At 46.3% G+C, this 21,002-nt stretch carries 19 protein-coding genes; 11 read left to right on the forward strand and 8 right to left on the reverse strand.

The genetic code is table 11. The annotated features are described in order from the left end of the window. Positions 1–458 precede the first annotated feature (458 nt). The 6 genes from R7040_RS22295 (at position 459) to R7040_RS22320 (ending at position 9,418) form a co-directional block, all read left to right on the forward strand. A complete protein-coding gene (locus R7040_RS22295) occupies positions 459–3,413 on the forward strand; it encodes an ExeM/NucH family extracellular endonuclease (protein ID WP_318081585.1) in 2,955 nt (984 codons plus the stop codon). Positions 3,414–3,602: 189 nt separating this feature from the next. Next, on the forward strand, positions 3,603–4,190 hold the full coding sequence (locus tag R7040_RS22300; protein WP_031780782.1) for an aminodeoxychorismate/anthranilate synthase component II: 588 nt from the start codon (positions 3,603–3,605) through the stop codon (positions 4,188–4,190). Positions 4,191–4,551: 361 nt separating this feature from the next. Continuing rightward, positions 4,552–5,763, forward strand: a complete 1,212-nt coding sequence (locus R7040_RS22305) for an aspartate aminotransferase family protein (protein WP_064354372.1) — start codon at positions 4,552–4,554, stop codon at positions 5,761–5,763. A 109-nt stretch (positions 5,764–5,872) separates the two neighbouring features. After that, positions 5,873–6,892: an arginine N-succinyltransferase gene (gene astA / locus R7040_RS22310; RefSeq protein ID WP_005381422.1), complete on the forward strand. Its 1,020-nt coding sequence runs from the start codon at positions 5,873–5,875 to the stop codon at positions 6,890–6,892. A 28-nt stretch (positions 6,893–6,920) separates the two neighbouring features. Beyond that, on the forward strand, positions 6,921–8,378 hold the full coding sequence (gene astD / locus R7040_RS22315) for a succinylglutamate-semialdehyde dehydrogenase (RefSeq protein WP_213967792.1): 1,458 nt from the start codon (positions 6,921–6,923) through the stop codon (positions 8,376–8,378). A gap of 248 nt (positions 8,379–8,626) precedes the next feature. Next, positions 8,627–9,418 carry a DUF1338 domain-containing protein gene (locus R7040_RS22320; RefSeq protein ID WP_064354370.1) on the forward strand — a complete coding sequence of 264 codons (792 nt, stop codon included), beginning with the start codon at positions 8,627–8,629 and terminating at the stop codon, positions 9,416–9,418. A 136-nt stretch (positions 9,419–9,554) separates the two neighbouring features. On the opposite strand, the gene crp is transcribed toward R7040_RS22320, so the two are convergent. The 6 genes from crp to R7040_RS22350 all read right to left on the reverse strand — a co-directional run bounded on the left by crp (position 9,555) and on the right by R7040_RS22350 (position 15,168). Continuing rightward, a complete protein-coding gene (gene crp, locus R7040_RS22325; protein ID WP_005381432.1) occupies positions 9,555–10,187 on the reverse strand; it encodes a cAMP-activated global transcriptional regulator CRP in 633 nt (210 codons plus the stop codon). Positions 10,188–10,427: 240 nt separating this feature from the next. Beyond that, positions 10,428–11,297, reverse strand: a complete 870-nt coding sequence (locus tag R7040_RS22330) for a phosphoribulokinase (RefSeq protein ID WP_005381434.1) — start codon at positions 11,295–11,297, stop codon at positions 10,428–10,430. A gap of 125 nt (positions 11,298–11,422) precedes the next feature. Then, the gene (locus R7040_RS22335; protein ID WP_005382815.1) at positions 11,423–11,635 is read right to left on the reverse strand and encodes a YheU family protein; all 213 of its coding nucleotides are present in this window, start codon (positions 11,633–11,635) and stop codon (positions 11,423–11,425) included. A gap of 33 nt (positions 11,636–11,668) precedes the next feature. Further along, positions 11,669–12,676, reverse strand: a complete 1,008-nt coding sequence (locus R7040_RS22340) for a hydrolase (protein WP_064354369.1) — start codon at positions 12,674–12,676, stop codon at positions 11,669–11,671. 87 nt (positions 12,677–12,763) lie between these two features. Further along, a complete protein-coding gene (locus R7040_RS22345) occupies positions 12,764–13,252 on the reverse strand; it encodes a TIGR02444 family protein (RefSeq protein ID WP_005381440.1) in 489 nt (162 codons plus the stop codon). Continuing rightward, positions 13,249–15,168 (reverse strand): ABC transporter ATP-binding protein, encoded by a 1,920-nt coding sequence (locus tag R7040_RS22350; protein ID WP_042523641.1) that lies wholly within the window; start codon positions 15,166–15,168, stop codon positions 13,249–13,251. The genes R7040_RS22345 and R7040_RS22350 overlap by 4 nt, the downstream gene beginning before the upstream one ends. 209 nt (positions 15,169–15,377) lie before the next feature. On the opposite strand from R7040_RS22350, the gene kefG reads away from it, so the two are divergent. From kefG to R7040_RS22375, 5 genes are all read left to right on the forward strand, one after another. Continuing rightward, positions 15,378–15,971, forward strand: a complete 594-nt coding sequence (gene kefG, locus R7040_RS22355; RefSeq protein ID WP_017821749.1) for a glutathione-regulated potassium-efflux system ancillary protein KefG — start codon at positions 15,378–15,380, stop codon at positions 15,969–15,971. Next, positions 15,955–17,751, forward strand: coding sequence for a glutathione-regulated potassium-efflux system protein KefB (kefB, locus tag R7040_RS22360; RefSeq protein WP_318081584.1), 1,797 nt, complete (start codon positions 15,955–15,957; stop codon positions 17,749–17,751). The genes kefG and kefB overlap by 17 nt, the downstream gene beginning before the upstream one ends. Positions 17,752–17,784: 33 nt before the next feature. Then, complete coding sequence (locus tag R7040_RS22365; RefSeq protein ID WP_005381449.1) at positions 17,785–17,985, forward strand: YheV family putative zinc ribbon protein; 201 nt, start codon at positions 17,785–17,787, stop codon at positions 17,983–17,985. Between the two features lie 92 nt (positions 17,986–18,077). After that, entirely contained in the window at positions 18,078–18,629 is a 552-nt protein-coding gene (gene slyD, locus R7040_RS22370; RefSeq protein ID WP_005381451.1) for a peptidylprolyl isomerase, read from the forward strand. Positions 18,630–18,760: 131 nt separating this feature from the next. Further along, the gene (locus tag R7040_RS22375; RefSeq protein ID WP_053303049.1) at positions 18,761–19,702 is read left to right on the forward strand and encodes an isoaspartyl peptidase/L-asparaginase family protein; all 942 of its coding nucleotides are present in this window, start codon (positions 18,761–18,763) and stop codon (positions 19,700–19,702) included. An 83-nt stretch (positions 19,703–19,785) separates the two neighbouring features. Here R7040_RS22375 and R7040_RS22380 read toward each other — a convergent pair whose 3' ends face one another. Together R7040_RS22380 and R7040_RS22385 are read right to left on the reverse strand one after the other, a co-directional pair. Beyond that, positions 19,786–20,013, reverse strand: a complete 228-nt coding sequence (locus R7040_RS22380; RefSeq protein WP_005381455.1) for a SlyX family protein — start codon at positions 20,011–20,013, stop codon at positions 19,786–19,788. Then, complete coding sequence (locus R7040_RS22385; protein WP_318081588.1) at positions 20,010–20,996, reverse strand: hypothetical protein; 987 nt, start codon at positions 20,994–20,996, stop codon at positions 20,010–20,012. Before R7040_RS22385 ends, R7040_RS22380 begins: the two co-directional genes overlap by 4 nt. Positions 20,997–21,002 lie beyond the last annotated feature (6 nt).

Here is a 21,002-nt window from a genome sequence, read left to right on the forward strand (position 1 = left end):
ATGAAAAGTTATTGAATAAATCATGAAAACTTTGAAGTATGAGGGGCCTGTATAAGAGAGAACGAAGCGAGTAATAGATTCTTGGGCTTGAACAGTGATACAAGTGAAAATTAAAGCATTCTAAATTAGTGACTAATTATATTTTTTATTTGTAACAGGAACGGTTGGGTTAATAAGCAACTCAACAAGTGATGTATTTTCTACTCCTTAACATGAAGTGAAAAAGTAAACTGAGTAATCAATCTAAATTCTGACTTGTTTATCAATAGCGCTCTGTATTTATTACAAAAAATGTTTGAATGGGATGCTCTGGCATATTTTCTTATATTCACATGTGATTCATTTCACGGCTTTAATTACTCATTCTTATTTATTTCATAAATAAACCTGATAGTAGACGCAAATGGCAGGCTCTAACCAGAGCTAAGTTTGCATTTACATAAATATCAGGTATGACAATGGACACGTTAATCAAACCCTCAATACTCGCATTAACCATCGCCAGTGCACTTAGTGCAAACGCGAACGCAGAGATTATTATTTCCCAATACGTAGAAGGCGGCGCTTATAATAAAGCGGTAGAGATCGCTAATACGGGTGATACTGCGGTGACACTCACTGGCTACGAGTTGGCGAAATCATCAAACGGTGGTGGTACTTGGGGTAGCACATTCGACCTTAGCCAAGTGACGCTACAAGCTAACCAAGTGTATGTACTGGCGCATGGTGACGCGAGCGATACCATCAAAGCTGTCTCGGATATCACAGATAAAAGCGTTGCGAACTTTAACGGTGACGACCCGATCGCACTGCTTAAAGATGGTGAAGTGCACGACATCATCGGTGTGATGGGTGACGTAGATTTTGGTAAAGACACCACATTAGTTCGTAACAGTGATGCACTAACCCCTTCTGCTACTTATGATGCATCTCAGTGGACGGCATTTGAGAAAGACAACATTGACGGCCTTGGTGAGCTAAATGCGACTGAGCCACCAGCACCATTCGCTTGTGAAGTCGACGGTCAGCAACTTAACTTCACTACCATCCAAGATATTCAAGGTGAAGGCGATACGTCTCCATTCATTGATGGTTACCCATACATTACTGACGAAGATCATTTCGTAACGGGTGTCGTGACTGCTGTTACTACTGGCCTCACCAAAGGTTTCTACCTACAAGCATTAGAAAGCGACAACAACGACAAGACCTCAGAAGGCTTGTTCATTCATACTGACGCGGCAGACACGGCGCTGAAAGCTGGTGACGTTGTTTGTGTGAAAGGTAAAGTTCAAGAGTATTACAGCAATACTCAGCTTGCTTCTGATGCTAACAGCTATGTGAAAACAGGCACCTCTGAAACCCCTCGAGTTACCGATCTTGTTATCAAAGAAGGTGAGACACTACGTGATGCGCTTGAGCGTCATGAAGGGATGCAAGTTGAGTTGACCTCGGCAAGTGACTTGTTTGTAACTCGAAACTTCTCTTACGACTACGATTCACGTCGTAACAATATGATGCTCTCTCATGAAGCGCCATTGTTAAAGCCGACTCAATTACACGCGGCAGAGAGCGATGCAGCCGTTAAGCTAGCAAAAGACAACGCAGCGAACCGCGTATACCTAGAATCAGATGGCAAAGCACCAAACGGACAAATCCCATACTACCCAGATTTTGCTAAAGATGCAGACCAAGATGGCTCTTCAGAGCAGCACATTCGCCTTGGTTCGCGAGTAGAAGGTCTGCAAGGCGTGGTGGCTTACAGCTACAACGAATACCGCCTGATTGCGACCAATGAAGTCGATAACACCAACTTTGTGACTTCAGGTGAGGGTTTCGATGTGGCTCGTAAAGATGCCCCAGCGATTGCGGACTCAGATTTGCGTATTGCAAGCTTCAACGTACTGAACTACTTCAACTCCGTGGCTGACAGTGGTCATGAAAACCCAACCGGACAAAACCGTGGTGCGACTAATCTAGACGAATTCCTGATCCAGCAAGCGAAAATCGTTGCGGCGATGAACAAGATGGACGCAGACGTTATTGGTTTGATGGAAGTGGAAAACAACGGCTTTGGTGATGGCAGTGCTATCCAAAACTTAGTTGATGCCCTAAATGCTGAGATTGATGACGCTGAAGATCATTACACGTATGTCGAAATCGAAGAGCAAGACAAATACCAAGACGAATACTTTGGCAGTGATGCGATCATGGTGGCGATTTTATATCGTGCTAACGCTGTAACGCCAAAAGACGCTGCAAAAGTGATCATCACGCCAGAGCAGCACATTGCAGAAAACACAATTACTCGTAAAGAGGGCACAGAAAGTAACCCTGCTTACGATAAGTACCAACGCCACAGTCTACTTCAGACCTTTACGGTGAAAGAGACGGGTGAAGATTTGTCTATTGTCGTAAACCACTTTAAGTCGAAAGGCTCTGAGTGTATTGAAGAGTGGATTGCTGGTGTAGAAGATTCTGAGCCAGCGGATCTGCAAGGCAACTGTAACAACTTCCGCGTTTCTGCTGCGCACGCAGTGGGTGAAGCGTTGAAAGAGGTGAAAGGCGATGTATTGCTCATGGGCGACCTCAATGCTTATGGCATGGAAGACCCACTTCTGACACTGACTGATTACTCGAAAGAGAAATACGGCCGTGACATTTATACTGCTGCTTACACAACCATTGGTGATGGTGAACTTCAAGTAGAGAAGACCAAAATTGAAAAAGGTTACGGTCTGCACAATTTAAACACGTTGCTGCACGGCACTGATACGTTTTCTTACACCTATTCGGGCGAGCTGGGTAATTTGGACCACGCATTGGCAAGCAGCAGCCTAGCGCAAAAAGTGGTAGCAATTGAAGATTGGCACATCAACTCACTAGAGAGTAACTTGTTCGAATACAGCAGCAAGTACACAGGTGATATGCCGAAGTACAAAGATGCGTTCTCTGCCTCTGACCACGATCCAGTGATCATCGCGATTGATTTACCAGATGATGACATCGATTTACCTAAAGCAGGTGACAACTTAGCCGTCGATGTCCGTTTACCACCAACGGCGGTTGTGGGCGATATTGTTACGGTGAACTTAACGCCATCCACACAAGCGGCTGCGGCAAGCAGCGATACGAAAGCTTACTCGGCTAGCCAAACCTTAGTTCAAGCTGATATTGATGCGCGTAGCGTGAATATTGAGTTTGAACAAACGCCAGAGCAAGGTAATTATCAGTTAGAAGAGAAAGTGACTGACTCGACAGGTAATATCGTGAAGTTTAGCTCTGTTCGTGATGTTTCAATGACGCAAACTGAAGCTGGAACAGAAGGGTCGAAGGATTCAGATGGTGGTTCGTTTGGTTTTGGTGCTCTATTTGCGCTGCTAGGTCTCGGCTTATTCCGTCGTCGCCGCTAAGCGAATTTACTTCCTGACAAACAGTTCCTAAATAACTGTAAAGACCAAAGGCCAGCCTATGCTGGCCTTTTTATTCAGCAAAAACTTGCCTTTCTTGCTTGGTATAGCAAAATACCGCCCTTGATTGTCACGAACGTGGCGATTCACTACGTAAGCATTGCCAAAACGGATTGGAGCAACCGACCCTTTATGTTGTTGATCATCGATAACTACGACTCTTTTACCTACAACCTTTACCAATACTTCTGCGAGCTTGGTGCAGACGTAAAGGTGGTGCGTAACGATGAAATCGATATCCAAGGCATTGAGGCGCTCAACCCAACTCATTTGGTGATCTCGCCAGGGCCATGTACGCCGAACGAAGCAGGTATTTCACTGAAAGCGATAGAACACTTCGCTGGTAAGCTTCCAATATTGGGTGTTTGCCTTGGCCATCAAGCGATAGCGCAAGTGTTTGGGGGTGAAGTGGTACGTGCACGACAAGTGATGCACGGTAAGACCTCACCGATTCGTCATAACGGTCGTAGTGTGTTTAAAAATCTGAATAACCCACTCACGGTAACCCGTTATCACTCTCTTGTGGTGAAAAACGGTACTTTACCCGACGTGTTTGAACTGACTGCATGGACAGAACTGCCGGACGGAAGCATGGATGAAATAATGGGTTACCAACATAAAGCCTTGCCAATTGATGCGGTGCAGTTCCACCCAGAATCAATCAAAACTGAGCAAGGTCACGAGTTGCTTGCGAACTTTTTAGCACGCAAAGCGATCTGATCGCGATCACTTTTCTTAACAAATCATTCATCTTTTTGCTGAGGTGAGCAGATTGCAAAACTATGCGATTCTCTCGAGTCTCTTTGTCTATTCATGTCTTTTTAAACCTTCTATCCCCTGTATTACATAACATTTATAAAAAATCACTTCTCTATTTTACTTTCTTGATGCATAAATAGTCATAAGCAGTGATTAATGGAAGTTGCTTTCGAGAACGAAAAGAATAAATCACTATTGAAATGGTTAATTAAATGTAAATACAATGCCGCAATAGCTTAAATGCAAAACATTATTTGCTGGCAAAGAGAGCCGGTTAAATTCGCTTATCTGCTACGCATGCGGTATCAAGAAGGAATGTGCAATGACAACGGAAATTAAAGTAGAGCGCGGTTTATTCGATGAGGTAATGGTACCTTGCTATAACCCGATGGAAATGATCCCTGTTAAAGGTAAAGGTTCACGTGTTTGGGATCAGGAAGGTAATGAATACATCGACTTTGCTGGTGGTATTGCAGTGAGCTGTCTTGGCCATTGTCATCCAGTAATGGTAAACGCACTAACAGAGCAAGCTAACAAGCTTTGGCACTTAAGTAACGTTATGACGAACGAACCAGCCCTTCGTCTGGCGAAAAAGCTAACAGAAGTGAGTTTTGCTGAGCGTGTGTTCTTTGCTAACTCTGGCGCAGAAGCAAACGAAGCCGCTTTGAAGCTGGCACGTCGTTATGCAGCAGACGTTCATGGTACTGAGAAATCTGAAATCATTGCATTCAAACAAGGTTTCCACGGTCGTACATTCTTTACCGTAACGGTTGGTGGCCAAGCGGCATACTCTGACGGCTTCGGTCCTAAGCCAGGCGACGTGACACACCTTCCTTACAACGATATCGAAGCTTTACAAGCACACATGTCTGATCGTACTTGTGCGGTCATGATGGAGCCATTACAAGGTGAAGGCGGCATCGTGCCACCAACGCCTGAGTTCGCTCAAGCGGTTCGCGAGCTGTGTGACAAACACAACGCCTTACTGATCTTCGATGAAGTGCAAACTGGTAATGGCCGAACAGGTAACTTCTACGCTTACCAAGGTTTAGGTATCACGCCAGATATTCTAAGTACTGCGAAATCACTTGGTGGCGGTTTCCCAATCGGTGCAATGCTAACGACAGCAAAATTGGCAGAGCACATGAAAGTGGGCACTCACGGTTCTACATATGGCGGTAACCCACTAGCGTGTGCGGTTGCAGAAGCGGTTGTAAATGAAGTCACTAAGCCAGAGGTTTTGGCTGGTGTACTAGAACGCGAAGCAATGTTCCGTGAAGGTCTAGAGAAGATCAACGCGAAGTACAACATCTTCTCAGAAGTGCGCGGTCAAGGCCTATTACTTGGCGCTGCACTAAATGAAGAATGGCAAGGCCGTGCGCGTGACGTGCTGGTTGCTGCAGGTAAACAAGGTCTCATGGTATTGGTTGCGGGTGCCAATGTCGTACGTTTCACACCATCACTCGTTATCACACAACAAGAAATTGAAGAAGGCTTGGCGAAACTGGATAAAGCGATCGCGACTTTAGTTTAAGCGCGATATCAGTTTAAACGTCAACGCAGACACCCCCGTCAAGGATCTCTGATGGGGGAATTGTTCCTACAATATAGTTAGGATCTTCTTGCATCTGGAGGGAGTATTGATGCTAGTAGTTCGCCCTATCGCGATGTCGGATTACGACGCACTGCACACTTGTGCGGTGGAGTCTGGTCACGGATTTACATCTCTACCGGTTAACGAAGAACTGTTAACCAATCGAATCAAACATTCAGAGTACAGCTTTGGTAAGCCAGATGTGGCAGAACCAGGCGATGAAGGCTACCTGATGGTTGGCTTTGACTCTGAAACGGGTGAGGTTGCGGGTACCACCGGAATCGAAGCATCTATCGGCTGGGATGTCCCATTTTACTCATATCACATTAGTAAAGTTGTGCACTCGTCGCCAAAGCTTGGCGTTAACAACGTCGTTAAACTGCTTACTTTTGGTAATAACTACACGGGTAACAGCGAAATTTGTACCTTGTTCTTGCGTGAGAAATTCCGCCAAGGTCTGAATGGTCGTCTAATGTCGAAGTGTCGTTTCCTAATGATGGCAGAGCACCCAGAGCGCTTCTCTGAAACGATCTTTGCGGAGATGCGTGGCGTTTCAGACGACGAGGGTAATTCACCATTCTGGCAATGGCTTCAAGAGCATTTCTTCTCTATCGATTTCACTCTTGCAGATTACCTGACAGGTATCGGCAAGAAAGGCTTTATCGCCGACTTGATGCCGAAACTGCCTATTTACATCAATCTGCTCAGCCCAGAAGCGCAAGCCGTGATTGGTCAAGTACATGACAACACGCGTCCAGCGCTGAAGCTGCTTGAGCGTGAAGGTTTTACCAACCGAGGCTACGTCGACATCTTCGACGGTGGCCCAACGGTTGAGTGTGATCTGCGTAATATTGAGTCGGTACGTCATTCATTCCGTGCGCAAGTCAAAATCTCTGAACATTCCAGCACACAAGACTTCTTGATGTGTAATTCATCTTTCGAGAACTTCCGTGCGACAGTCACTAAAGCGGCGTATGACGCAGAAACACAAAGCGTGATGATTGCACCAGACGTTGCGGATGCACTTTCGGTTGAAGAAGGGGATTTCGTTCGCCTTCTTCCGCAGTAACAGACGACAGAATTTAAGGATAGAAACAATGACACATTGGATTGCAGGTGAGTGGGTACAAGGTCAGGGTGAAGCATTTACGTCTCTGTCGCCGTACAACCAAGAAGTAATCTGGCAAGGCAAAGGTGCAACGGCAGAGCAGGTGAACCAGGCGGTATCTGCAGCGCGTGAAGCGTTTATTGACTGGAAAAAGCGTCCATTTGCAGAGCGTGAGGCGATCGTGTTGGCTTTTGCTGAGAAAGTAAAAGAGAACAGCGAAAAAATCGCTGAAGTGATTGCCAAAGAAACCGGCAAGCCAATCTGGGAAACACGTACCGAAGCGGCAGCGATGGCAGGTAAAATTGCGATTTCTATTCGCGCTTATCATGACCGCACTGGTGAGGCGAGCCGTGAAGCAGCAGGCAACCAAATCGTATTGCGCCACCGCCCATTGGGCGTGATGGCGGTGTTTGGTCCTTACAACTTCCCAGGCCACCTACCAAATGGTCACATTGTGCCTGCGCTATTGGCTGGTAACACGGTAGTCTTCAAACCGTCTGAGCAAACGCCATGGACGGGTGAATTGGCAATGAAGCTATGGGAAGAAGCCGGTCTGCCGAAAGGCGTGATTAACCTTGTCCAAGGCGCGAAAGAAACTGGTATCGCCCTCGCTGACGCTAAAGGCATTGATGGCGTACTGTTTACGGGTAGCGCGAATACGGGGCATGTATTACACCGTCAATTTGCGGGTCAACCGGGCAAGATGCTCGCACTAGAAATGGGTGGTAATAACCCGATGGTGATCTCTGATAAATATGGTGATTTGGATGCCACGGTTTACACCATCATCCAGTCAGCGTTTATCAGTGCTGGGCAGCGTTGTACGTGTGCTCGTCGTTTGTATGTGCCATTGGGTGAAAAAGGCGATGCGCTTATCACCACACTCATTGAAGCGACACGCAATATTCGCGTAGACCAACCATTTGCAGAACCTGCGCCATTTATGGGACCGCAAATTTCGGTCGCGGCAGCCAAGTTTATTCTTGATGCACAAGCTAATCTACAGTCTCTTGGCGGTGAAAGCTTGATTGAAGCGAAAGCAGGAGAGGCGGCGTTTGTTTCTCCAGGCATCATTGATGTAACGAACATTGCTGAGTTACCAGATGAAGAGTACTTCGGCCCACTTCTGCAAGTGGTGCGCTACGAAGGATTAGACAAAGCCGTGGCGCTAGCAAACGATACGCGCTTTGGCTTATCTGCTGGTTTGGTTTCAACCGACGACCAAGAATGGGAATACTTCGTTGACCACATTCGTGCAGGAATCGTGAACCGTAACCGCCAGCTTACTGGGGCAAGCGGTGATGCGCCATTTGGTGGTCCGGGGGCGTCGGGTAACTTGCGCCCAAGCGCTTACTACGCAGCAGATTACTGTGCGTACCCAATGGCATCAATGGAAGGTCAAGAAACTGTCTTGCCTGCAACATTGAGTCCAGGTGTAGCGCTATAAGTTTTAATAATAGAGTCGCAACTATGCATTGCGGCTCACCTTGCCGGCGCATCATTTAGGTATGGGTTGTAGTGATCGTTGGCAGAACACGAAAAGTGAGCAAAGACTCGGAAAAGCGTGTTGACTGACTGGCATTTACCGTCACAGGTTGATGGTTGCTCGTTCATTATTCTGGACAACTTTTGTTGTGAACGAGCAGCCAACTTCCGCTTACCTTTAAACTCTACATCTCGTAACAAGGAGTCGTTATGACGCCCGATGTGTTATTTGAATCGCTATGGCAAGATTACATTCAACGTCTTTGCCCTTCGGCGGCTAAAGTGCATCAGCTGCTTCAAGAAGATGAGCCTCTGATTAATGATCATATAGCTTTACGTACCTTCAATATCGCGCCTCTTGGTATTGAAACTCTAGCTAAGCCATTTGTAGCTATTGGTTACAAGGCGTGTGGTGATTACATTTTCGAAAGCAAAAAGCTGGTTGCTAAGCACTATGAGCACCCAGATCCGAAGCAACCTAAAGTATTTATTAGTGAGCTAAAAGTTGAAGAGTGCTCGCCTGAGCTACAAGAGATTGTGAAAAATTTGGTGGCACAAATCGATGCTGACAAGCTGAAAGATAGCGCATTCTTACATGGTGGACGCTTGTGGGATTTAAGCTTTGCTGATTACCAAACGTTGGCTAAAGAAAGTGAGTACGCATCTTGGCTTGCGGCGCATGGTTACGGAGCAAACCACTTCACGGTGAGCGTTAACCAGCTCAATGAATATGAAGAAGTGAAGCAGGTAAACGATCATCTGCGTACCGCTGGGTTTACCATTAATGAAAATGGTGGTGAAGTGAAGGGCACTCCTGAGGTGTTGCTAGAGCAGTCATCGACCATGGCAGATAAAGTAGCGGTTCGTTTTAGCGAAGGCACTGAAATTATCCCTGGCGGGTTTTATGAATTTGCTAAGCGCTATCCGATGGAAAATGGTGATTTGTACCCAGGTTTCGTGGCCGCTTCAGCTGACAAAATCTTTGAAAGTACGAATGGCTAAGTTTTAGGGTTAACCTGTTAAGCTTACTCATTAGTGTTCGCTGCACCCTATCTCATTTGGTCATGAGTAAATAAAAAGCCACCAATGTTGCCATTGGTGGCTTTTATAATTTTGTTCGTGTCACTCTAGTTCGAGATTAACGAGTACCGTAAACCACGATGGTTTTACCGTGAGCAGAGATTAGGTTCTGCTCTTCTAGCATCTTCAAGATACGACCTACTGTCTCACGAGAACAGCCAACAATTTGACCGATTTCTTGACGAGTGATCTTGATTTGCATGCCGTCTGGGTGAGTCATTGCGTCTGGTTGTTTTGCAAGGTTCAGAAGCGTCTGAGCGATACGACCAGTTACGTCTAGGAACGCCAGGTCACCCACTTTTTGGCTAGTTACTTGAAGACGACGAGCCATCTGCGCAGAAAGACGCATTAGGATGTCTGGGTTTACTTGGATAAGCTGACGGAACTTCTTGAAAGAAATTTCAGCAACTTCACAAGGAGATTTAGCACGAACCCAAGCTGTGCGCTCTTGGTCTTCCTCGAATAGACCAAGTTCACCAATAAAGTCTCCTTGGTTTAGGTAAGAAAGGATCATCTCCTTACCTTCTTCGTCTTTGATAAGAACCGCAACAGAACCTTTAACGATGTAGTACAAAGTTTCTGCCTTTTCGCCCGCGTGAATTAGCGTGCTCTTTGAAGGGTACTTATGAATATGACAGTGTGAAAGAAACCACTCTAATGTTGGGTCGGTTTGAGGTTTACCTAGAACCATAATATCTCACTTCCTCTGCAGGGTACGCTTGCGCTATCCATATTTTAGCTAAGCCTGAATTAGGCCTACTAGAATAAGAGCACTTTTTATATGCTGCAAGCTCTCTTGTGTTTCGGTAAGAAATAGTATCCTTTTTCGAAAACGATTTCTTGATTTTAATCGTGCCATGATTGAGATTTTGTAAGCAAAACTGTGCACATGATCACGGTATGAAAAGTAAACATCTTCGCAGGCAGGTTTTTAGCCAATTTTCCCTGTTTCGATGAGCTGTTGTAGGATAGGCCGAACTATGAGCTCCATTGCAAAGCTCATCTTACCGCCGGGTACGACAATCGTGTTGTGGCGTGACATGAATGAGCCATCAATCATGGCCAGCAGATATGGGAAGTCGACATTCTTGATACCGCGTAGGCGAATCACCACAAAACTCTCATCCAAACTAGGGATGCCTTTTGCATTAAGTGGGTTGGAAGTATCAACGGTCGGTACGCGCTGGAAGTTGATGTGAGTACGAGAAAACTGCGGAGTGATATAGTTGAGGTAATCGTCCATGGATCGCACGATTGAGTCCATTACCGCTTCACGCGAATGGCCGCGATCGCGAGTGTCACGTACGAATTTTTGGATCCACTCTAAGTTCACAATCGGCACCATGCCAATTAAGAAATCCACATGTTGAGCAACATTAACATCGCCATCGACCACGCCACCATGTAACCCTTCATAAAACAGCACGTCGCTGTTTTCGGGTAAGTCTTGCCACGGTGTAAACGTGCCTGGCATTTGATTGTAGGGAACCGCTTCGTCAAACGTGTGCAGATAACGGCGCACGCTGCCAGTGCCGTCATGCCCGAACTTACGGAAAAACTCTTCTAATCCCGGGAAGTCATTAGCTTGTGGGCCAAAGTAGCTAATGTGTCGACCTTGCTCGCGGGCTTTGCGGATTTCGATGTCCATCTCTGGGCGAGTAAAGCGATGGAAGCTATCGCCTTCAACCCATGCGGGTTTAACGTTCATCATATTGAACATTTTACGGAAGGCTTCAGATGTAGTGGTCGTGCCGGCACCGGACGAACCAGTAACCGCAATAATTGGGTGTTTAGCTGACATGACAAACCTTGTCGAAAATTACTTACCTGTAATGTGCAGTAGAGTTACTACTGCACGGTCGATATCCCACTATAGCACGTAACAATACCTTGTCATCGAGTGGGATACGGTAAAATGTGAAGGGTCTAAAATTTTGTTTTATGTTGAATATCGACGGTTTCGTGTAGCTCAGAGAACACGATAACCGCTTCACCTTTTTCCAATTGAGCTTTGACTTGATCAATTTTGTCTTGCAAAGAAACCTCGACGGTTCCGTAATCCGTTCCTTCGCGTAAGACGAATTCACGAATTAAGTTTTCCAATGTTTCCGGCGCAATGTCTTGCCATGGAATGATCATAAATACCTCTAACTTTTATGATGAGCGGCTAGTTTACTGCGTTCGTTGCTTGGATACAGCAGAAAGGTAATCTGCGGCGATACTTTCGTAATACGCGGGCAGCGCTTCCTCCAACCAAAACTTAGGTTTTAACGCCGTTCCTGTCAGGAAGCCAACATGGCCACCGTGTTCAAAGAGACGGTAATCAATGTTATCTGGCAGAACAAACTTCGGGATCACATCGTCGGTCATGAACGGATCGTCTTTGGCATGGATGATCAGTGTGGGTAGCGTGATTTGCTGTAGTTTACTTAAGCCAGAGCATTGGTCGTAATAATCTTGTGCGTCTTTGAAGCCATGCAATGGTGCGGTAATCAAATCATCGAATTCATACAATCGTGTGACACGTTTTATTGAGTTGTAGGACAGCGCAAGCTCGCCATGCAGTAGATGATGCTTTTGTAACGCGTTACGTTTCAGTGAAGAAAGCAGATAACGGCGATACACTTTTGAAAAGCCTTGTTCTATACGGTTTGCACACGCCGCTAGGTCTAAAGGCGCTGAGATAATAGTCGCTGCATTCAAAATAGGGTGGTCTTTATATTGGGCTAAATAATTCGCCAACATGTTACCGCCAAGAGAAATACCAACTGCAACTTTGGGATTATCAGGAAAACGTTGTTCAAGGTGCTCTAGGAAGTAACGAGCATCCGTCACTTCACCCGAGTGGTAAGCTCGTGCTTTTTTGTTTGGTTTACCGCTGCAGCCACGAAAATGCATCATCACCGACAGCCATCCAGATTGAGCAAATGCATTCATTAACCCATTGGCATAAGGGCTATAGAAGCACCCCTCTAATCCATGAAATAAAACAAAAATCGGCTTTTTTTGTGCAGGCTCTTGGGTTGGGTTCTCGCTCCACGCGAGATCGAGAAAGTCGCCATCGGATGTATCGAGGGTTTGCCAAATCGGCGTAAATAACGCTTTTTTGCGAATAAAACGCGGCAAAAGTGTTTGGAGATGCGGGTTTTTGATCCCGGCGGCTGCGAAAAATTGTGTCATACCTAACTGCTCTTATGCGGTCCTTCGGTGTCCGTTGAAGAACTTATTAATATAATCCTTTATAAAGATTATAGGTATTCTACAGATTTATGGGCGTTTTGGTGGTTGAATGTTTGGCACCGGAATAGCAAAGGCTTGCTGCAAATGCTCCCCACCGAGTTGACGACAGTATCTCAACGTCAGTGGGTCACCATCATTTTTGAGTAGTGTAAGTGAGTTAATGCAGTCCACCAAATCCGCTTGTTGCTGCTTTTCTAGTTGCAGCTCAAACTGCAAGGTCTCACGATACAAAGCGTCATTGACTTGAGACTTAAGGTGGCGACGAAGGTCGCGAAAGGAGTGAAGTAAAGTTTCGCTTCTACCTAGACAGTCTTGCACCAAGGGCCAGTCTTTTTCTTGGAAAATGAGTTGCTGCTCATCGAGCCATCTGAGCAGCAGGAGTAGGTTCACGTTACCGTGGTAGTTGTTCTGTAATGATAAACACGCCTCTTTCACTTCTCGCACACCATAAAATTGCAGACTAAACTGCCAAAGGTGTTCTAGGGTGAGTGTGTATTCAGCGTGTTGATTACTCATTGATTAAACTCTAGCTCCATCTGCTCCAACGTTTCTTGAGCAGACATCCATTCCATTTCAATTTCTTCGAGCTCAGCTTTACTGGAAGCTTGAAGTGCCAGCACTTGGTTAAGTTTAGCTTTATTTTCGGCCGCATACAGTGAGTTGTCCGCCAATTGTTCTTCAGCTTCGGCCAGTGCAGCACCTAACTTATCCATTTTATTTTCTAGTTGTGTCAGCGTTTTGCGAATTGGCGCTGTCTGTTTTCGAAACTCTGCATCGCGACGTTTTTGCTCTTTCTTCGCAGCTGCGCTGTTGGCCGTATCTTTGCTTGGCTGCGCAGCCTGCGCTTCTTTGCGTTCCGCTCTTTGTTGTTCGGTTAACCATTTATAATAGTCATTTAAATCACCGTCGAACGGAGCAACTTGTCGATCATGCACTAAATACAAGTCATCGGTCGTAGCGCGCAGTAAATAGCGGTCGTGCGAAACAATCACCATCGCACCTTCGAATGTTTGCAGTGCCATCGTAAGTGCTTGGCGCATGTCCAAGTCTAAGTGGTTGGTCGGTTCATCAAGTAGCAACAGGTTTGGCTTTTGCCACACAATTAAAGCCAATACCAAACGGGCTTTTTCGCCACCAGAAAACGGCGCAACTTTTTCTAGTGCTTTGTCACCTTGGAAGCCAAAGCTACCTAGGTAATCACGTAGCTGCTGTTCGGTTTGATCGGGTGCGATTTGCATCATGTGTTGCAGCGGCGTTTCTTCAGGATGAAGCGTTTCTAACTGGTGCTGAGCGAAGTAACCAATTTTCACGCCTTGTGAGTAAGTTAGGTCACCACCTTGCGCGTTAAGTTCACCAGAGAGCAGCTTGATTAAGGTCGATTTACCCGCACCATTACGGCCGAGTAGACCAATACGACTGCCAGGAACCAAGTTTAAGCGGATCTTCTCTAAGATGAGGTTGTCACCGTAACCTGCAGATACTTCATCCATCATCATGATTGGGTTTGGCAGCGCAGCTGGCTCACGGAATTGAAAGCTAAATGGGTTATCGAATTGAGCTGGCAGTACTTTTTCCATGCGCTCCAAAGCTTTGATACGACTTTGGGCTTGGCGTGCTTTTGATGCTTTGTAACGGAAGCGGTCGATGTAGCTTTGCATGTGCGACATCTGCTTCTGTTGCTTTTCAAACATCGCTTGTTGCAACACCATCTTTTGTGCGCGTTGGTTTTCGAATGACGAGTAGTTACCCGTGTATTCGTTCAGCTGCTGATTCTCGATGTGAATGATGCGACCAACAATTGGATCAAGGAAGTCTCGGTCGTGCGAGATCAGAATCAGCGTGCCAGGGTAGTTTTGTAGCCAACGCTCTAACCACATTACCGCGTCCAAATCCAAGTGGTTGGTTGGTTCGTCGAGTAGCAGTAGATCAGAACGACACAATAGCGCTTGAGCCAAGTTAAGACGCATACGCCAACCACCCGAGAATTGGGTCAAACTCCAACTCATTTGCTCTTGGCTGAACCCTAAACCATCGAGCAGTTCTGCCGCGCGAGCGCGAATGCTGTAACCACCAATGGTTTCAATTTTACCGTGTATCTCGGCAACTAGGGTTCCGTTGTCTTGTGTTTCTGCTTCAGCTAACTGCTTTTCGAGAGCGCGGTACTCGCGATCACCATCAATGACGTATTCCAGTGCAGTGCGCTCTAGCGCAGGCGTTTCCTGTGCGACCCAGGCCAACTCCCAGTGTTGAGGTTGGCTAAATGAGCCAGCATCAATTGACAGTTCATCTTTCAGTAGGGCAAACAGCGTTGATTTACCGCAGCCGTTTTTGCCCACAAGACCGACTTTATCGCCAGGGTGAATAGTCGCAGAAGCTTGGTCTAAAAGAGGTTTACCGCCACGCAGTAACTGAATATCAGAGAAGGTAATCATAAAGTTTTCATTCACTTTGCGCAGTGCGCGTTGCTTGGTTACATAGCGAAGTGGTTTCAATCGTTTTTAAAGCCACTTGGGTATATATCTAGCGGTGAATAGTAGGGGTATTGGCCGGAAAAGTCGATTGATTCGCTTTAATTGCATTATGCTGTACAAAAAAGTATAACAATTTGATAACGGATAAAAATAACCACAAGGACGACCATTTGGCTGTTGCACCGTCTATTCTCCCAAAAGTTCTGGTCATTTATGCTCATCCAGAGCCACATAACTCGATTGCCAATCAAGTGATGATAAAAAAAGCTCAGTCGCTTGATCACGTCACTGTGCACGATCTTTACGGTGTTTACCCTGATTTCTTTATTGATGTGAATTACGAACATGAGTTGTTGCTCGCTCACGATGTGATTGTATTTCACCACCCACTTTATATGTATTCATGTCCAGCCCTATTAAAAGAGTGGCTAGACCGAGTGTTAGGTAAAGGCTTTGCGTTTGGCGGAGGTGCGGCGCTAGAAGGAAAATACTGGCGCAGTGTCATTACAACAGGTGGTAAAGAAGAAGCCTTCAGCGCGAAGGGGTACAACAAATACCCACTTGAGCAAATCTTGCAACCGTTTGAACTGACGGCAGCCCTATGTCAAATGCACTGGATTGAACCACTGGTGTTGTATTGGTCAAGAAATGTTTCAGATATTGAACGCTACGAACATGCCGAGTTATACCGTGGATGGCTGAGTAACCCACTTGAAAACTGGCAAGCGGCAGAGCGAGGAGGTCAGTATGGCGATCACCAGTGAGTTTCTTCAAAGCAGTGTGGTCTTTCTTTCGGCTGCGGTTATTGCGGTGCCGATTGCTCAGCGCCTTGGGCTTGGCTCGGTTTTAGGTTATTTACTCGCTGGTGTGTTGATTGGCCCATGGGGGCTTGGCTTAATTAGCGACGTTGATGCCATTTTGCATTTTGCCGAGCTTGGGGTTGTGTTGTTACTGTTTTTGATAGGGCTGGAATTAAACCCTAAAAAATTGTGGCAGATGCGAGGGCCGATTTTAGGTTTAGGCGGTGCGCAGGTTGTGGTCACGACCGCCGTGATTGGTAGTGTCGTCAGTATGTTTGGCGTAAGCATGCAAGTGAGTTTGGTGATCGGGATGGGGTTGGCGCTGTCCTCGACGGCGATTGCGCTTAAAGTCATTGAAGAGCAAGGGCTTAATGGTACCGAAACGGGGCAATCTGGTTTTGCGGTGCTGCTCTTTCAAGATATTGCAGTGATCCCGATGCTTGCGATGTTGCCCTTGCTAGCAGGCGGGCATAGTGGTGGAAGTTGGTTGGATGTCTTCACTATTTTAGGCAGTGTGTTAGCACTGTTGATTGGTGGTCACTTTTTACTACGTCCGCTATTTCGTTTTGTCGTGATGAGCGGCGTTCGTGAACTCTTTACCGTTGCTGCACTTTTAGTCGTGCTTGGCATTTCGGTCGTGATGCAAAAGCTCGGCCTTTCGATGGCATTGGGGACTTTTTTAGCAGGCGTTTTGCTGGCAGAGAGTGAGTATCGCCATGAGCTGGAAATCGCGATCGAGCCATTTAAAGGTCTGTTGTTGGGGTTATTCTTTATTGCGGTGGGCATGGCGGTAAACTTGGGGTTATTGGCATTACATCCTTTAGAGATTCTCGGTGCGGTGGTGGCTTTGGTCGTGGTTAAGGGTTTGGTTTTGTATGCATTGGCGAGAGCTGCCCGTGTTGGAGCCAAAGCGAGAAGCCGTATGGCTGCAATTTTGAGCCAAGGCGGTGAGTTTGCCTTTGTCATATTTACCGCGGCGAGCCAAGAGGGCATTTTGTCCAAAGAGCAAGTGGCGTTTCTGTTGGTGGTGGTCAGTCTATCCATGGTGACGACTCCTCTTTTGCTGATGGGACAAAAGAAGTGGTTTGCTCATACCCTGAATCAAGAAGAAGAGGGCATGACCACGAAAGTCGTGGATCGCCGACCACGCGTTATCATTGCAGGCTTTGGACGTTTCGGTCAGATCGTCGGACGTTTAATGTATGCCAATAAAATCAAAGTGACAGTATTAGAAAGTGATGCCAGCCAAATCCACCTATTACGTAAGTATGGTTACAAAGTGTTTTATGGCGATGCTACACAAATTGACCTATTGAGGGCTGCTGGTGCTGATAAAGCGGAAGCATTGATTATTTGTACTGATTCACCTGATGAGGTGATGGCTATCGTGGACATTTGTCGCGTGCACTTCCCGAAACTTAAGTTGTTAGCCCGAGCAAGAAGCCGTGTCGAGGCTTACCAGTTAATGAGTCATGGTGTAGAGAATTACTCTCGTGAAACATTTTTAGGGGCGCTAGATCTCGGTCGCCAAGCGCTCGTAGAACTGGGTATGCACCCTTATCAAGCAAAGCGGGCAGAAGCACATTTTCGCAAGTTGGATAATGCTATGCTTAAGGACTTATTGCCTCAACACAATGAAGATAAGAAATTAGCTCAAAGGGCGAAAGAGGCACGCAAAGAGCTAGAAGAAATATTTGGTCGTGAAATGGAGAGCGACCATCAGTCACCTAATCATTGGAAGTAGTACTTGAGCCAAGACTCAAGCTAAGGAAATAGCGTGAAAATCAAGAAACGTTTTATTGCCGGCGCTAGCTGCCCAAATTGCAGCCAGCAAGATACCCTGCGCTGGTGGATTGAAAATAACATCGAATTAGTTGAGTGTGTCGAGTGTGAGTTTACAGAGCAGCGCAAACCACAATCTGTAGAGAAAAATAAACACTCAGATCAGGAAATGATCGGAATTTTTAAGCCGGAGTAATTGAACTTCGATAATTGATCCCCATAATACACCCAGATATCTCAGTACTTAACCCCATTCAGGTTAAGTCAATTAATCTCCCTGGAGTTAGTATGAAAATTGAAAAGAACGTTGTTGCAAGCCTTGCATACAAAGTAATGATGGAAGACGGTGTCGTTGTTGATCAATCAACAGCAGAAGCACCTCTAGATTACCTTCACGGTCACAACAACCTAATCACAGGTCTTGAAAAAGAACTTGAAGGTAAAGTGGCTGGCGACAAGTTCTCAGTAACGGTAGCTCCTGAAGAAGCTTACGGTGAGCACAACGATGCGCTAGTACAGCGCGTTCCTGCGGACGTATTCCAAGGCGTTGAGCAAATCGAAGTTGGCATGCGCTTCCTAGCTGACACTGACCAAGGTCCAATCCCTGTTGAAGTAACAGAAGTTGACGGCAACGAAGTGGTTGTTGACGGTAACCATATGTTAGCTGGTCAAACACTAACTTTCGAAGTAGAAGTTATGTCTACACGTGAAGCAACAGCAGAAGAGATCGAACACGGTCACATCCACCAAGGTGGTGGCTGTTGTGGTGGTCACGATCATGACCACGATCACGAAGAAGAAGGCGGCTGCTGTGGCGGCGGTAGCTGTGGTTCTCACTAATCATAAGCTCCTTCACTAGATAATCTTATCTAGCAAAGCTTTGAAAAGCGCAAGTTGAGTTTTCAACTTGCGCTTTTTGTTTATCTAAGGTGTAGTGCCAACCATACAAGGAATAACAGTTGGACAAAGTGATGACGAAACCTTTCTCGATTGCCATTCATGGCGGTGCAGGCACCATCTTGCGTGAACAGATGAGCGATGAGCTGCAACAATCCATCTTGGCGGATTTAGAAGCTGCGGTAAAAGCTGGACATCAAATTCTAGAAACGGGCGGTGAAGCCTTAGATGCAGTCGTAGCGGCAGTGAAAGTATTGGAAGACTCTCCTAACTTTAATGCGGGTAAAGGCTCAGTGCTGACCAACAACGAAATGGTTGAAATGGACGCTTCTGTGATGGATGGGCGAAACCTTGCAGCAGGTGCGGTCGCTGGGGTTCGTCATATCAGAAACCCAATTGAGCTCGCTCGTGACGTGATGCGAAACAGCAATCATGTGTTGTTGGTGGGTGAGGGCGCAGAGAAGTTTGCTTTTGAGCAAGGCCATGAGTATACCGAGCAAGATTACTTCTTTACTGATCGCCGTTATGAGCAGTTACTGTCTATGCGTGAGAAAGGACTGTTTGCTTTGTCGGAATCTCGTTACCCAGATGACCGTAAGCACGGTACCGTTGGTGCGGTGGCATTGGACCAACAAGGCAACTTAGCCGCTGCCACCAGTACGGGTGGCGTGACGAATAAGAAATACAACCGAGTCGGAGATTCGGCTCTGATTGGTTGTGGTACGGTGGCCGAAAATGGCGTTGTGGCAGTTTCCACTACGGGTGTCGGTGAGTTCTTTATTCGTAAACGTGTTGCCGAAGACGTTGCAGCACGTATGCGTTACTTACAAGAAGATATTCATACGGCTTGTGAACACATTATCCAAGGTGATCTCAAACAGATGGGCGGAGAGGGCGGTTTGATTGCCATTGATGCTAAAGGTGAGATGCACTTTGCGATGAACAGTTCTGGCATGTACCGAGCAGGCATTAATACGCAAGGCGAGCTGAGCGTTAAAATCTACGCCGACGAATAGCTTCCTCTTGAGTACCTTCTTAAGTAATTAATACAACAAAGCCCAGAACATGTTCTGGGCTTTATGCTATTTGAGCCTGCATTTTAATAATGCGGTGGTGGGGTTTCTTCTGACGGATCGGCTAAATTCGACGAGTCCATATTTTTTACTTTACCTACCACATATTTCATCTGATCGAGCATCTTGGTAATTTGCAGTTGTTGCTGCGATAAAGCGCCGTTCAGATCTTCAATAGTCTGTTCTTGGAACGCAAGCTGACATTCTAAGTCATTAATGCGTGCTTCCAATTGCTGAATGATTTTTTCTGTCATGATCCGTTCTCTAACTGCCAAGCTTGGGCAATACCTGCTGAAGTAGCAGTAATTACGCGTTGTTTTGAATCAAAGGCTGCATCATACACGACCGCACGGGGAGGGCGAGTGTCTTTTTTGGGCTCCACTTCAAATCCACTCATTCGTTTTCCGGTTTGAGTATCCCATATCGACACACGGCCAGAAGGGCTTCCTGTGACTAGTTGAGTCCCGTCGTCAGAAAATCGTGCGGTAGAGAAAATTAATTGGCGTGACCAACTGCTCAACTGTGTGACTTCTTGTCCAGTTTTTAAATCCCAAACAATCGCTTGGTTTCCGCCATCAGATGTCATTGCTAATTTTCCATCTCTTTGCAGGGCCACGCGAACAATTCGTTGTTCATGTTCGAAGGTTCGTATTACTTGTCCGGTTTCGGTGTCCCACAGATACGCTTTATAGTCATTACCTCCGGTTAGGGCGAAGCGCCCATTAGGAGAAATGGCCACGGAATTGACTTTTTCACGATGCGCAAGGAACTCCATGCGACGCCCGGTGACTAAGTTGACATAAATTGCTTTACCGTTGGATAACCCAAGCAGAACTTGTTCACCATTACTGGTGATATCAACGTCGCGAATGAGCGCATCAGAGATAGACCAAAGGCCTTCGGATTGCGTCCAGCCTAGGTCCCAAACTGCGAAGTTCATTTGGCTTGCTGTAATTGCGTAGCGACCATTGTCAGATATGCGGATATGGGAAACCACATTTGCATCGGCATCGAGTTCACCCAGATTGGCTAGTTGTTCATTTTGCTCTAGGTCCCACAACATCAAATGACGTTGTTGAGAATAGAGCAGAGCAAACCGTCCATCTCTGCTAAGTGCGAAGCTCGTCGCACCTTGAGGTTCTATCGGCCAACGCTGCACTTCACGCTCGGCGAAAAAGCAACCATTTAACGTGGTGATGACAATTAAATATAGGAATAAATGAAAAATTCTTTGCATCACATC

Source organism: Vibrio sp. 1069, from assembly GCF_033340555.1.

What these genes read in the sequence shown, in the direction of transcription:
- R7040_RS22375 (WP_053303049.1), top strand. Translation starts at nt 18,761, where the DNA reads ATGACGAAACCTTTCTCGATTGCCATTCATGGCGGTGCAGGCACCATC.
- kefB (WP_318081584.1), top strand. Translation starts at nt 15,955, where the DNA reads ATGGCGATCACCAGTGAGTTTCTTCAAAGCAGTGTGGTCTTTCTTTCG.
- R7040_RS22300 (WP_031780782.1), top strand. Translation starts at nt 3,603, where the DNA reads ATGTTGTTGATCATCGATAACTACGACTCTTTTACCTACAACCTTTAC.
- R7040_RS22295 (WP_318081585.1), top strand. Translation starts at nt 459, where the DNA reads ATGGACACGTTAATCAAACCCTCAATACTCGCATTAACCATCGCCAGT.
- slyD (WP_005381451.1), top strand. Translation starts at nt 18,078, where the DNA reads ATGAAAATTGAAAAGAACGTTGTTGCAAGCCTTGCATACAAAGTAATG.
- crp (WP_005381432.1), bottom strand. Translation starts at nt 10,187, where the DNA reads ATGGTTCTAGGTAAACCTCAAACCGACCCAACATTAGAGTGGTTTCTT.
- astA (WP_005381422.1), top strand. Translation starts at nt 5,873, where the DNA reads ATGCTAGTAGTTCGCCCTATCGCGATGTCGGATTACGACGCACTGCAC.
- R7040_RS22320 (WP_064354370.1), top strand. Translation starts at nt 8,627, where the DNA reads ATGACGCCCGATGTGTTATTTGAATCGCTATGGCAAGATTACATTCAA.
- astD (WP_213967792.1), top strand. Translation starts at nt 6,921, where the DNA reads ATGACACATTGGATTGCAGGTGAGTGGGTACAAGGTCAGGGTGAAGCA.
- R7040_RS22345 (WP_005381440.1), bottom strand. Translation starts at nt 13,252, where the DNA reads ATGAGTAATCAACACGCTGAATACACACTCACCCTAGAACACCTTTGG.
- R7040_RS22350 (WP_042523641.1), bottom strand. Translation starts at nt 15,168, where the DNA reads ATGATTACCTTCTCTGATATTCAGTTACTGCGTGGCGGTAAACCTCTT.
- R7040_RS22385 (WP_318081588.1), bottom strand. Translation starts at nt 20,996, where the DNA reads ATGCAAAGAATTTTTCATTTATTCCTATATTTAATTGTCATCACCACG.
- R7040_RS22335 (WP_005382815.1), bottom strand. Translation starts at nt 11,635, where the DNA reads ATGATCATTCCATGGCAAGACATTGCGCCGGAAACATTGGAAAACTTA.
- R7040_RS22380 (WP_005381455.1), bottom strand. Translation starts at nt 20,013, where the DNA reads ATGACAGAAAAAATCATTCAGCAATTGGAAGCACGCATTAATGACTTA.
- R7040_RS22305 (WP_064354372.1), top strand. Translation starts at nt 4,552, where the DNA reads ATGACAACGGAAATTAAAGTAGAGCGCGGTTTATTCGATGAGGTAATG.
- R7040_RS22330 (WP_005381434.1), bottom strand. Translation starts at nt 11,297, where the DNA reads ATGTCAGCTAAACACCCAATTATTGCGGTTACTGGTTCGTCCGGTGCC.
- R7040_RS22340 (WP_064354369.1), bottom strand. Translation starts at nt 12,676, where the DNA reads ATGACACAATTTTTCGCAGCCGCCGGGATCAAAAACCCGCATCTCCAA.